The organism is Corynebacterium kroppenstedtii (genome assembly GCF_016894245.1).
GTDB lineage: Bacteria > Actinomycetota > Actinomycetes > Mycobacteriales > Mycobacteriaceae > Corynebacterium.
This window is the reverse complement of record NZ_CP069792.1, coordinates 219,927-232,459: the sequence shown is the minus strand read 5'-3', so window position 1 is coordinate 232,459 and position 12,533 is coordinate 219,927. Positions and strand designations below refer to the sequence as shown.

Genomic DNA, 12,533 nt, shown 5'->3' with positions numbered 1-12,533 from the left:
GTTGTCCTTTTGTGTGTGTTGGTGGTTTTTGCGGTGGGGTCACGCCCGGTCCCTTTCCGAACCCGGAAGCTAAGCCTGCCTGCGCCGATGGTACTGCACCTGGGAGGGTGTGGGAGAGTAGGTCGCCGCCAACCGTAACGTGGGAACAATAGAATATGTGGTGTGTGTGGTGTGGTTGTGTGTGCTCGTTGTTTGGGGGGCGCGGGCAGCCACACCACTGTTTTTTGTGTGTGTTTACACGCCCAAAAAACCCAGCGAGCATTTCTGTCTCTAGCAAATCCGATTCCGCGGGACGCTGGGGGAGCCCGGTACGCGGTCTAAACAAGCCCTATGCCAGCGTCTATTACTATTTGCGTCCGCGTCGGTACTATTTTTCTCTCGCCCACGCGGTCAACTTGTTTACAGCATCGTCAATGACGTTCGCCTTCTTGCAAAAAGCCCACCGAACCAGGGTTCGATACTGCTCTTCATCGTCAACGAACGCACTAACCGGAATAGCTGCAATGCCGGCTTCCTTCGGTAGGGCGAGACAGAAGTCATCACCGGTCATATTCTTCGTCGCTTTGCACGTCGAAATGTCAGTAACCACAAAATATGACCCATCGCTTGGGTACACGGTCATGCCGATAGCCCCACAGACCTTCGCGATCTTCTTATAGTTGCTCTCTAACCGCTGGCTCAGTCCTTTGACCCACTCAGCTTCCTCGCGTAACGCGTACGCAACTGCCGGTTGAAGAGGAGTTGCCCCTACAAAAGACATATATTGCTTTGCGGTGATCGCCGCATCAACGAGCGGAGCAGGTCCCATGACCCAGCCGGTCTTCCAGCCCGTTGCATTAAAAGATTTTGCCGTCGACGAGACTGTCACAGTCCGCTCGCGCAAACTTCCCACGGACGCTACAGGCGTGTGGCGCGCTCCACTAAACACCAAGTGCTCATAGACCTCGTCGGAAAGAACAAGGCAGTCGTGAGCCTCAGCAACTTCGCTAATTGCCAGTATTTCCTCGGTCGTAAATACGTGTCCTGTCGGATTGTGAGGAGTGTTGACAACAATCATCCTCGTCTTATCCGACACAGTGCGACGCAGCGCCTCAACATCTAACGCCCAGCAGGGCGCACCGTTGTCGTCAGTTGTCGGGAGTAGTGGGACCGCTACATGGTGGCCGCCTGCTAGCCGGACCGCAGCTGCATAAGCGTCGTAATAAGGTTCGATAAGGACCACTTCAGAGTCGGGCTCGACCAACGCCAAAATCGACGCTGCTATGCCTTCAGTAGCGCCGACCGTCACAGCAACCTCGGTATCCGGATCAAAAACCTGGCCGTAGCTCTGCTCTCGATTGGCGGATATTGCTTTGCGCAGTTCAGGCACGCCCCGGCCTGGGGCGTACTGGTTATTGCCCGACAAAATCTGCTCAGAGGCGATCTCCAGCATCCTTCGTGGGCCGTCGCTGTCCGGAAAACCCTGGCCCAAGTTAATGGCATTGTTTTCTACCGCTAACCGGGTGATGCGCGAAAAGATCGTCTCAGGGATGTCACTGAGGCGCGACACGATTGGCGAAGATGAAAGTGAACCGGTCTGTTCAGTCATGGGGCCATTGTAAACACCATCGCGGACAACACAGCAGACAGGGCTGACTATACGGTGCCTACACGGCGCTCTGGTGCAGCGTCTCGAACAAGACTAACGACCAAGGTATTTCGTACGTTATCCCTGGCCAGGGCGTGGGTGTGGTCATTAAACAGACACACAGGTTTCCAAGCATCGCGGCTTTATAAACACGACACCTCGGTAAAACAAGACGGGTATATAAAATAGCCACATGGCCAACAAACCCACCCCTGGATCCTCAGCGTCCGCTTCGTCCCCAACCACTGCATCGTCGTCCGCTTCGGCCGGTGCCTCTGACTCGGCCGTTTCTTCACGGTCGGCCGGTACGTTTGGGGTGGGTCGGTCCGAGGATGTGCTCGCGGGGAACCCCATCCTCACTCCTGAACAACAGCTTGATCAGATCGCGAGCTTTATCTCGGTCCACTACAAAGAGGTGTGGGACATTATTTCCTCGCCCGGGGATTTCTCCGTCGAGCGCGAGCGAGAAGCACCGGGACAACAACGCCAGCTACAAGAGGACGCCGAGCAGGCGGTCGGACGGTTAAACGACATCGTGACACATACCTCGCAGCTCGTTTTAGGGGTGGGCCTCGACCACTCGATCCCGGGAGTCGCATTCACGTCGAGCGGGCCGGACATGCACACCGTCAATGGCAATACTGCAGTCTTCGTCCCCTCAACCCCCACAGGGCGGGTAGCAGTATCACTACATGGTGGCCCGGGGTGGCACGGATCAGGGCAGGAACTCGAGATTTTCTGGCGGCCAACCATAGCCGCGATCGCAGAACTCTCTGGCACAACAATTGTCGACGTCGACTATCAGCTTCCCCTCATACGACGGCGTCTTTCCGACGATGCGCAAGGAAATGCTGTATACAGCGATCACGCCGAGGGAACAGAAGGAATCATTCGTGATGCGCTTGCCGCAGTCGACGCGGCGGAGGACGTGCTCAGCAATATCCCGAGCGATACACACGAATCAGACAGCACCACTGCTACGTACGAAGAGGCCCGAGGTTACGACATTGTGGCCTTCGGCAGCGGTACATCGGCTGGGCTGGAGCTCGCAGCCAGGTGGAACAGCGAGCAGATTGTTCTGCAGCACCCTCGGCTATTCCAGACCAGCCCAGAGAACGAGACGTGGCGGAACCACGATTTCAGCCAGGCCAAAGTTCTTGTTCAGAAAGCCACGCGTGACGCCATCGCCGTCGATGCAGAAGGGATTGCTCATAACCTTGAGGAGCTGGGAGCAACCACAACAGTGACTGAGCACCTCGGCTACCACGTGTTGGCTACTCCGGCGGTACAAAGAGAGTGCGCCCAGGAAGCCGCCAACTTCCTCCAGGGCGGATCTGTTCGCTAAGGATCTCTTCACTGAGGTTTGTCACCAAGGGCTTGTTGCCCAAAGGCGCAAGCTAAAGCGGCAAGAGATTCCGCTTCGCACTCATGACGTCGTCAATGCGATCAAGATTGTCGGCCAGCATTTTCCACTGTTGGGGTGCAATGGCAGCCTCGGCATCGCGCACAACGTTCTGGTTCTTCGTCGCCCACCCAATTGGCATGGGATTAATCTCATCCCACCGATCCTTATGCTGGACTGACCTCGTCGCCGTGACCGCTACCGACGGAATACGCTCGCCGACCTCGCGCACCGTACCCGGAACTCGCGCCACTGTTCGTGCAGACAACGCCCACTGCGGCTCATCATCCGCATTCACTGACGTATTCACCAACGCCATAATCTCAACATCGTGAGGATTCACTCGAGCAACCATCGCCGGTGCCAGCTCATATCGGTCATACAGGGACTGGCCGGACCCCACCATGCGCGGAATGACCTGAACCATGATCAGGCTAAATAACCCGAAGATCCCCAGAACCAGAGCGAACAACACAAATGCACCATCGTGGCCTGCAAAAAGAAAAATGAGGACAGCCGCGACAACGAGGATCCCGCCGAGCACGCCGGCACTCACTTGGAGCCGACGAGAGTCTCGCACGAATTCATTATGTTGGCGGTTAAAAGCCTCGTCCACGGTGAACTGAAAAGTGCTCATGGTGTTAGTCATCCTCAAGGTCCGGTAAATCCGCCGAGTTCACAATCCGGTACGCATACCCCTGCTCAGCCAAGAAACGCTGACGATGGGCCGCATACTCGGCGTCGATAGTATCGCGCGACACCACTGTGTAGAAATGTGCACTCCCGCCGTCTTGCTTGGGGCGCATCAGACGGCCCAAACGCTGTGCCTCCTCCTGCCGCGAGCCGAACGTCCCGGAAACCTGGATAGCCAGTGATGCCTCAGGCAAATCAATAGAGAAGTTCGCCACTTTACTGACGACGAGGGTTGAAATGTCCCCAGAACGGAACTGTTCGAAAAGCTCCTCCCGCTTTTTATTCCGCGTCTTGCCGTCGATAAGAGGAGCGTTAAGCTTCTCGCTCAGTTCTTCCAACTGATCGATGTACGCACCAATAATCAACGTCGGTTCGTTGGGGTGTTGGGACATAATCTTGCGCACCACACGAATCTTCGTCCCCGAGCACGCCGATAACCGATACTTATCCGACTTTTCCGCGGTGGCGTACACCATGCGCTCGGACTCGGTCATCATGGACCGCACTTCAACACATTCCGCCGGTGCAATCCAGCCCTGGGCCTCGATATCCTTCCATGGCGCGTCATAGCGCTTGGGCCCAATCAAGCTGAACACATCGCCCTCACGGCCATCCTCACGCACCAGCGTCGCCGTCAAACCTAAACGACGACGAGACTGCAGATCAGAGGTCAAACGAAACACCGGGGCAGGCAGCAGGTGAACCTCGTCGTAAATAATGAGGCCCCAATCGCGGGAATCAAAGAGCTCCAACGCGCGATACTCACCGCGAGTCTTGCGGGTCACGACCTGGTACGTAGCAATCGTCACCGGGCGGATTTCCTTCTTTTCGCCGGAGTATTCGCCGATCTCATCCTCGGTGAGGGTGGTGCGCCGAATCAGCTCGTCCCGCCACTGGCGCCCCGATACGGTATTCGTCACCAGGATCAGCGTCGTCGTCTTGGACTTCGCCATGGCAGCAGCACCGACCATCGTTTTACCAGCCCCACAGGGCAAAACGACGACGCCGGACCCGCCATCCCAAAACGAATCCGCCGCGAGTTTTTGATAATCGCGAAGCCGCCAGTCCACGTTCTCCGTCGACAAGGAAATAGCATGAGCCTCACCGTCGACGTAACCTGCCTGGTCATCGGCAGGCCACCCGACCTTCAGCAATTCCTGCTTGAGGCGCCCGCGCTCGGAGGGGTGGACAGTCCACGCATCATCCGCAATGGCAGACCCCAACATGGGCTTGATCTTCTTGTGGCGAATGACCTCCGCCAGCACGGCCTTATCCGTGGCGTGCAGAACCAGCCCGTGGATCGGATCCTTGTGTAACGTCAGGCGGCCATAGCGGCCCATCGTGTCGGCGATATCCACCAGCAGCGGCTGCGGAACAGGGAAGCGAGAATAATTCTCCAGCACGTCGACAACCTGCTCAGCATCATGCCCGGCAGCGCGCGCATTCCACAACGCCAGCGGCGTAATCCGGTACGTGTGGATGTGCTCAGGTGCTCGCTCAAGCTCGGCAAACGGGGCCAAAGCAGCACGGGCCTCCTCGGCCTTCGGATGATCAATTTCAAGCAGAACTGTCTTATCTGATTGAACAATAAGAGGCCCACCGAAGGCGTTAGTGCCCTGCGCCATACAAACCCTTTCCTTTCGTTCTCACCGGTCCAGGAGCCGTGTTCACCGGCTCATCACTGTGATTAGCGCTCCATGCCTGCGCTCAGTGGTCCAGGAGCGTAATGCTTGTGACATGGTGGAATGCGATTCGCCGAACTTCCGACGAGTGGACATCGAACCCATCAAAATAGCCCGAGGTCACAGTGAGCGGCTCCATGCGGTATCGCTGAGTTGCGCCATTCTTCTCAACGTACGTCACAATGACCTGCATTCCCGACCGTGCATAATGCGAAAGCTGCGGAACCCAATCCTGCGGCTGCGTTAAGACCCGTCCCTCGACGTCATCGGCATCCTCCCGCCGAACCGCGGCAATCGCACCAGCAATGCCGCCCTCCGGAGTAGGCGTCACGTTAACTGAATAGCGAGTCAGCCTGTCGGACTCGTCCGCTGATGACAGATCAAAGTGACTATCAAAACGGGCGACCGAATCTGACTGTACCGCCATGCCGCCGGCGTCTTCCTGGACAACCTGGAAACCCTCGGCAGCCACATCTCTCAATGCCGTTGCCAGCGGTACTGATCCCACCACTACCGTCGGCGCTATCTTTCGTAAACCCGCCGACGACGCTGCGGGGGAAGCCAGAACGTCGTCGACGATGTGCGGGTCATCAATGCGCAGATAACACGAGGCCTCACCACCGCGCACCGATCCATAGAAGCGGCCCACGTCGTTAATGAGGAAAGTCAGGCCCTGGGGAACACCATTGAGCACGCGAAGCGATAGAAACGACGAGATATCTTCAGGGGTAAGGCCCGACGCCATCCCGCGGCGGAGACTGTCCTCCGACACCCTATACAACGTTGCCAGTCCAGGGCTTTCCACGTCGGCAATACGATCCATCATGCTCGTTGTCGTGTCATCAAGAGGGCTAGGAGCCAGCACGGTCATATCCCCCTGAGCAATCAGCGTTGACGACGGCGCAGGAAACGAGGCCTGGCAGTGTCGGATAAGAGCGATGACGTATGAGTCGTAGAGTGACAAGTCTGCTGTCGACAGATCTGCCGTATCCGCTTCAGAACCACGGGTGTCCTCTTCACTCTCCACCGACGGTGGCTGGGAAGCATAGGTGCGCGACAGACGTAACACGTAATCGGCCATAGGCGTGGAATACGTCTGGCGATCCGGCGGAATATCACGAAACAGGGGGAGGAGAATGTCTGTGACCCCAGTAGTTGCCCGCCCAGAAATGAGTCCGAAGGCTTCCGCATTGGCCGCCATATCGGGGACAGCCCGCGGGTCCATGTACACCACATGCTGCGGATACATATACCCGTACGCCGAGTACACGTCTTCTGTCTTCCCGGTTGTGGAAGGATCGAAACCACGCGCCGCGGACAAGAGGTGCCGACGCAGAACAAGAGCACCCGGTGACACCGTCTCCTCATCGAAGACATTGGTGTTCTTGCCGTCCTCACCTTTTCCGACGACCCACGTCTGCGCGAGGGAACCAAACCATCCCATCGCCAGCAACGCCCATTGTGTACCGGTGTCGCTATGAATCCACTCTTCAGCGAGGCGCGTTGGGCCCCACCACCCATAATCCGCCTCATCATAGAGAGATTCCGGATCGCCCCAGTCGAGAAAGCCGAGGTCACGGGCCAGTTCAAGGAGAGTGATGAGCCTCGTGCGGGTAAGTCCGATATCCTCCATTGCTTTTTCTGCCCGTCGTAGTTCCCGGACCCCGATCTCCGAATTACGTAGCGCTTTAAACGGTGTCCGTGCGGCGAATCGCAAGAGCTCCCGCATATGGAACAAGGTCAGGGACACTTCTGCTGCAGCTGCCGACGATAACTGCGCGCGTGCTGAAGAGACGGTACCGATAATGTCATCGGGTGTCTGCTGTATAGGAGGGGACGGCGGGGGGAAATGAAAACCTTCCGGTGGGCGGAGGGACGTCGGTACGAAGTTGTCATGTCGACCAGCGAGGTAGTTGTGGACGCGGAGGGGAAGCCGGACGTAGACGTCGGCAGGTGGTTGCTGAGTGTTCGTTGTTGTGCGGGTAGGGCGTGACGACGTAGGACGGTCTCCCGCCGATTGAACGGTGTCGTAAACCTCCAGCAAACCCAGTGAAATGAGGTGGGGGACGGGGGCAGAGGGATCTGAGTTCTTTGCGGGTGAGTGGATCCCTCGCCCCCCTGCGTCGTGGAGTCGCTGCAGCACACGGCGTTCTTGGGGCGTTACCGTGTCCAGTAGAGCCATCCAGTCCTCCCCAGTTGGTAAAGGTGGTTCGATGAACGCAATTTGCGAGGTCAGCGACCGTATCGCCTCGGGTACGACTCGGAATTGTGACTCCGATGTGGCGTTATCCGTGGTATTGGGGAAGGGAAGGCCCCACACAAGCCCATGCTCGGTTAAATACTCCAGTGCGGAGAGAACGTGACGTTCCGTCGGCATGGATGACTCATCGACACCGACCCGGGTTAATGACGCCGTGAGGTGGTCATGGAGTGCCGCCACAGTGAGTGGCCCATTGTTCCGGCCGTGGTCCGTCAGGTCGGCCATCACTTCGAGGCATGCCGAGGACAGCATATCGAGTGCTTCAACAGTTTGCGTGACCGTAAAAGGGCTGGTCAGCCGCGCAGCTAGTTGGCTGCTGCCGACAGGCATCGGGAAGAGATTCTCCAGGCGCTCGCGAAGAATCAGCGAGAGTTGATCGTCGCTAATCTGTGCGAGCCACTCAGACAAGTGATCAGGGACGGAACCGGGAGAAGACATAAACCCCCATTCTAACCGGGGGCAATCGTTCTTAGTAGGGTGACTAATACGCACTGATCTGAAAAGATGGAGCCATGGCGAAAGATAAAGAACAATATGTTGATCCAGGTTGGCCTCAGCATTTAGAGGAGGGCGAGCACCCTGTGACGGAGGTGGTGTCCCACGTGTCGGGCGCGACGAGCCCCTACGGTGAGGATACGAAATTCCCCGTCGATTCTGACGAGCTTAATTACGTCCACCCATACACCCCTGTGAACAGGCCTTTTAAGCGCTAACTGCCATCTGGATGCGACCTCACGTGTTGACTTAGCGTGCTTAGCCACACGCTACGTGTGTTCTAGCTGCGTTTATTTTTGCGGAGTCGGGGCATGTCACGCTACCGGTTATGACCGGCGGGATGACGTCAGTACGTGCCCAGACGGCACCTGCTCATGCCTAATTCCGGTTGGTAGCAGCTGCCACATGCGTTAGGCCTCATGATCTGTTACATAGAACGAACCCCTCGGGAGATACCTACCAATCGTGGTGTTTCCCGAGGGGTGTTCGTTATCAAGCGCGTTGCCGTTATGCAGCGCTGCGTGAGGAGTGGAAGTTCTTTTCCACGGCGTCGTAAATCTTTGTGGCCTGGGCGGTTGCTTCAGCATAACCGTTCACAGCTGCACCAATAGCCTGGTTGTACGCAGCGGTGAGCTCGTCGTGATGAGCGTGGTAGTAATCCGTGATCACGGCGGGCATCGGGACGCCAGCTTTATTGAAGGCTGCCTGGATAGCGTCGAAGATCTGATCCAAGCTAGCGATGCTCTGTGTTGCGGCTAAGTCCGTCACGGCCTTCTGCGGGGTCGGAGCCTCGTCGGTCGCGTCGTCAGCAGGAGCCTGGGCTGCAGGGGCAGCGTCATCGGCGGCTGCAGCCTCGTCAGCAGGCGCCGCGGCAGGCTGAACGGCTGCCTGGGTACCAGCGGCGTAGGCGTTATCACGCTGTGAAGCGCCACTGCTCAAACCGAGCTGCGCGGAGCATGCCGGCCAAGCGTTCCAGCCCTGTTCGGCGAGGACGCGCTCGCCCACCGTGATCTGCTGTTCACGGGTTGCTTGGTTGGCGGTAGCAGCGTACTCGTTTCCACCGTATGCAGACCAGGTGGAAGGAGCGAACTGCAGGCCGCCCTGGAAGCCGTTGCCAGTGTTGGTGCCCCAGTCGCCACCAGACTCGCACTGAGCCAAACGATCCCAATCGGAATCTGGTGCCGCCGACGCTGATGGAGCGACAGCAATGCCGCTAGCTGTAATAGCCAAGCCTGACAGGGCAACCTTGGCGTCGGTAGAAATACGGTTGGTGTTCTTGGAGTGATGTCCCATGAAGGGGTATAACCTCTCTGTGCGATAATCGGCGTCCTTGGCGGACCGCTTCTTGACGTACTGGCTGGCCACGCTACATGAAGGTTACGAAAAGATCACATTCCGGTAGCGACTTGGATATGGTCGCGGGCGAGTAACATGGGTAACAGTGCAGCGTAAAGCTATATTTTGATCGAATTAATGACGAAAAGTGCCGTTAAAATGTGATTAAGAACACTATATCTGCGCGTGCAGTGCGTGGTACATCGCGTGCTTCGACTAGTAAAACGTAAAACCTACCCACATGAAACATCGGGATGGGCTAAAAGCTGCGGATCGTTTAGAATAAGTAGTTTCGCCCATCCATGCTGGGATAGTCGCGAGCGCACCGCGCGATACATGGTCAACCCAATACATGGTCGAACAGCCAGATCTATAGATACCCAGCTCATTAAATACAGAGAAAGGAAAACCCTCATGCCAATCGGAAGAGTCAAATGGTTTGATCCCGATAAGGGATTTGGGTTCGTCACCAACCCGGGCGATGACGACGTCTTTGTCGGCACCCAAGTATTGCCCGACGGTGTGGAGGAACTACACCAAGGGCAGAAAATAGAGTACGAGTTTGCTGCAGGCCGGAAAGGTCCGCAGGTGCTCAGGATTACGGATATTCAAGAGACCGGTCGGCCTCGGCGCCGCCCTACTCATAAGTACAAGCCCGATCAGTTACAAAGCATGATCCAGGACTTAATGACGCTATTAGAAGGGCATGTTCAGCCGAGCCTTCAAGCAGGCCGCTACCCAGGACGGAAAGAAAGCCGTCAAGTGGCCGAGGTTCTCCGCGCTGTGGCCCGAGAACTTGATGCCTAATAATCTCGAAGCCTGAGGCGTAGCACAGCCTTCACACGTGGCGTGCACATTATTATTTCTCCGAGAGGCTATTTCTCCAGGCTTTATTCTGGGGAAGCTTTATTCTGGGGAAATGGCCCACACCATGGTGTAGGCATCCTCGTCATCAGACGAATCAGAATCGTGAGATTTATCGCCTAAGAGGACGGCATGAACCTCTGCGACTTTCAGTCGGGAACCACCTTTACTTCCATCGATGGTGACCGACTTTTTGTCTTTCGCCTTGTAAACGGATTCGTCATTCTTGGCATTGTCCTCATAAATCGTTAGCAACGACCATTGAGTATCGGAAACCGTCGAGGGGACGTCGATAGTGGCCTTCCCATCTTTGGGAAGAGAAATCTTTGTCATCGATTTCTCCGTGCAGTCCGTCGAACCTAAGGCGCAGGCCTGATAGGGGTCCGCAGTGACGTTCTTCCCCTTGGAATCAGTGACAGACAACGTGACCGTGGTGGGATCCACAGAATTGCGTCGTTGTTCCCAATACGTGAACGCAATTCCACCGACAATTGCGACGAGCACGATGACAGCCATCACAGATCCCACGATGATCATGGTGCGTCGTTCCCGACGTCGCTCTGCCTTTGTCTTTCGACGGCCACGACGGGCTGGGGCCTGAGGTGTTGGTTCTGAGCTGGAGGACGAACCCGGATCGGTCATGGCGTCCACAATAGCGAGACGCTAATGACGTCGTAAATGTGGGACCTTGACAGCGAGGAAAAGAGTCCGTAAATAACCGACGCCGATGATGATCGACAGAGCGATAAATCCTGTACCAAGTTGCGGTGGAAGAACAATTCCCATCGTTCCGCCGAACACCCACGCGAGTTGACCGAACGTTTCGCTGCGACCGAATGCACTGGATCGCGCTTCTTCGGGGAGGCCTTCTTGGATGGTTGCGTCAAGGCTTACTTTGCACAGTGAACTAGACAGCGATAACGCGAAGGTCGCGACTGCCGTCCACACCAACCCAGGCCAGATGGCTGCGGAAATGACCGTCGCCCACGCAATAGCTGCAATCGTGAGCACAGTAACTCGTGGTGCACCGAGGGGGATCCGCGCGCCCAATAAATTCCCCGAGAACGTGCCGACGCTTCCTGCAGCACCCGCGACGGCCAGCATTGCTAGCTGCTCCCAAGCACTCAGCCCGTGGGTCGATTTGGCAGCAAAAGCGACGAAAATCGTGAGGAATCCAGTGCCAGACCGGCTGGTCATGACCGACCACAAACACGCCTTGGCGTCGTGGGGGAAAGGAACGATATGAAGCTGTTGGGCCGCACGGGTGACGCGTCGACGGACGGCCCAACGACGCGGTGAAGACTGTGACGCTGACTGGTCTGGTGGTGCAGTATCGGTTGCTGTCCCATCAGCAGCGTCAGTGGTGGTCTCGGCAGGAGCGGCACCCGTCATCGTCAGGGGAGACGTGGTGGTCCACTCGTCGGGCGACGATTCTGCTTTCCGTGGAATCAGTACGCAGGAATACAACCCCATGAGGGCAATGACAATAATGACCCACAACGCTTCACGAGGCGCGAACAAGAAAGACACCCCAGCCGCAATGGCTCCGACTCCACCCGAGCCCACAATGTGCCCCAAGATCGTGAGCCGTGCGTTCGTGCGAACCAGATCAATATCCGGTGGCATGAGACGTGGTGTCACCGACGACTTCAGTACACCGAACGACTTGCTCATGACCATCATGCCCAGCGCAGCGGGATAAAGGACCCACGAGTGGAAATTCGTGAGCAGCCACACCGTCAATATGATACGCACAGCGAACGTCAGTGATAACGCAAAGCGACGTCCCGTATAAACGCGATCTAACGCAGGACCAATCAGCGGAGCAATGACTGCGAAGGGAGCGATGGTAACAAGCAAATATAGTGCGACGCCTTCACGCGACTCACCCGTCGTCGCAGAGAAAAATAGCGTGCCCGCCAGAGCAACCGCGAGTGCTGCGTCGACACCAGAGTTGCAGATGGTCGTATACGTCAGCGACGACAGTCCCGACGCCTTCGCACCGTCGGCCTCGATCCAACTAGCGACTAGGCGCCTGGGAGCTGATAACACGCGTCGAACACGAGACGGCCGTGGTGTTGTGTCATTGGCCGGTGGCTCGTGTAGCTCGCCAGGGGTAGGCGGCTCTCCGTGGTTGTTCACGAACCCATTCTTGCACCATCGTCGAATGGGCAT

Annotated in this window: 10 protein-coding genes and 1 rRNA gene; 4 read left to right on the top strand and 7 right to left on the bottom strand. The window is 57.0% G+C overall.

From position 1 onward, the window contains the following. The first annotated feature begins 17 nt into the window (after window positions 1-17). Window positions 18-134: ribosomal RNA gene (gene rrf, locus I6J23_RS01135) — 5S ribosomal RNA — on the top strand. Between the two features lie 233 nt (window positions 135-367). Here the strand turns inward: rrf and I6J23_RS01130 are convergent. Further along, entirely contained in the window at window positions 368-1,588 is a 1,221-nt protein-coding gene (locus I6J23_RS01130) for an aminotransferase class I/II-fold pyridoxal phosphate-dependent enzyme (RefSeq protein ID WP_239454937.1), read from the bottom strand. Window positions 1,589-1,820: 232 nt separating this feature from the next. Here I6J23_RS01130 and I6J23_RS01125 point away from each other — a divergent pair, with 232 nt between their 5' ends. Then, window positions 1,821-2,972 carry a hypothetical protein gene (locus I6J23_RS01125; RefSeq protein WP_204582216.1) on the top strand — a complete coding sequence of 384 codons (1,152 nt, stop codon included), beginning with the start codon at window positions 1,821-1,823 and terminating at the stop codon, window positions 2,970-2,972. A gap of 52 nt (window positions 2,973-3,024) precedes the next feature. Here I6J23_RS01125 and I6J23_RS01120 read toward each other — a convergent pair whose 3' ends face one another. The 3 genes from I6J23_RS01120 to I6J23_RS01110 form a co-directional block, all read right to left on the bottom strand. Further along, window positions 3,025-3,666, bottom strand: coding sequence for a DUF3239 domain-containing protein (locus tag I6J23_RS01120; protein ID WP_204582215.1), 642 nt, complete (start codon window positions 3,664-3,666; stop codon window positions 3,025-3,027). Between the two features lie 4 nt (window positions 3,667-3,670). Further along, window positions 3,671-5,347, bottom strand: a complete 1,677-nt coding sequence (locus I6J23_RS01115) for a DNA repair helicase XPB (protein ID WP_204582214.1) — start codon at window positions 5,345-5,347, stop codon at window positions 3,671-3,673. Window positions 5,348-5,429: 82 nt separating this feature from the next. Next, entirely contained in the window at window positions 5,430-8,102 is a 2,673-nt protein-coding gene (locus I6J23_RS01110) for a helicase-associated domain-containing protein (RefSeq protein WP_204582213.1), read from the bottom strand. A 74-nt stretch (window positions 8,103-8,176) separates the two neighbouring features. On the opposite strand from I6J23_RS01110, the gene I6J23_RS01105 reads away from it, so the two are divergent. Continuing rightward, complete coding sequence (locus I6J23_RS01105; RefSeq protein WP_204582212.1) at window positions 8,177-8,377, top strand: hypothetical protein; 201 nt, start codon at window positions 8,177-8,179, stop codon at window positions 8,375-8,377. A gap of 289 nt (window positions 8,378-8,666) precedes the next feature. On the opposite strand, the gene I6J23_RS10805 is transcribed toward I6J23_RS01105, so the two are convergent. Beyond that, entirely contained in the window at window positions 8,667-9,524 is an 858-nt protein-coding gene (locus I6J23_RS10805) for a resuscitation-promoting factor Rpf1 domain-containing protein (RefSeq protein WP_275431236.1), read from the bottom strand. 384 nt (window positions 9,525-9,908) lie between these two features. Here I6J23_RS10805 and I6J23_RS01095 point away from each other — a divergent pair, with 384 nt between their 5' ends. Further along, entirely contained in the window at window positions 9,909-10,301 is a 393-nt protein-coding gene (locus I6J23_RS01095) for a cold-shock protein (RefSeq protein WP_204582211.1), read from the top strand. A 99-nt stretch (window positions 10,302-10,400) separates the two neighbouring features. Here I6J23_RS01095 and I6J23_RS01090 read toward each other — a convergent pair whose 3' ends face one another. Beyond that, window positions 10,401-11,000 (bottom strand): DUF2771 family protein, encoded by a 600-nt coding sequence (locus I6J23_RS01090; RefSeq protein ID WP_204582210.1) that lies wholly within the window; start codon window positions 10,998-11,000, stop codon window positions 10,401-10,403. Window positions 11,001-11,021: 21 nt separating this feature from the next. Next, the gene (locus I6J23_RS01085) at window positions 11,022-12,500 is read right to left on the bottom strand and encodes an MFS transporter (RefSeq protein WP_239454936.1); all 1,479 of its coding nucleotides are present in this window, start codon (window positions 12,498-12,500) and stop codon (window positions 11,022-11,024) included. Between the last annotated feature and the right edge of the window lie 33 nt (window positions 12,501-12,533).

What these genes read in the sequence shown, in the direction of transcription:
- I6J23_RS01130 (WP_239454937.1), bottom strand. Translation starts at nt 1,588, where the DNA reads ATGACTGAACAGACCGGTTCACTTTCATCTTCGCCAATCGTGTCGCGC.
- I6J23_RS01125 (WP_204582216.1), top strand. Translation starts at nt 1,821, where the DNA reads ATGGCCAACAAACCCACCCCTGGATCCTCAGCGTCCGCTTCGTCCCCA.
- I6J23_RS01120 (WP_204582215.1), bottom strand. Translation starts at nt 3,666, where the DNA reads ATGAGCACTTTTCAGTTCACCGTGGACGAGGCTTTTAACCGCCAACAT.
- I6J23_RS01115 (WP_204582214.1), bottom strand. Translation starts at nt 5,347, where the DNA reads ATGGCGCAGGGCACTAACGCCTTCGGTGGGCCTCTTATTGTTCAATCA.
- I6J23_RS01110 (WP_204582213.1), bottom strand. Translation starts at nt 8,102, where the DNA reads ATGTCTTCTCCCGGTTCCGTCCCTGATCACTTGTCTGAGTGGCTCGCA.
- I6J23_RS01105 (WP_204582212.1), top strand. Translation starts at nt 8,177, where the DNA reads ATGGCGAAAGATAAAGAACAATATGTTGATCCAGGTTGGCCTCAGCAT.
- I6J23_RS01095 (WP_204582211.1), top strand. Translation starts at nt 9,909, where the DNA reads ATGCCAATCGGAAGAGTCAAATGGTTTGATCCCGATAAGGGATTTGGG.
- I6J23_RS01090 (WP_204582210.1), bottom strand. Translation starts at nt 11,000, where the DNA reads ATGACCGATCCGGGTTCGTCCTCCAGCTCAGAACCAACACCTCAGGCC.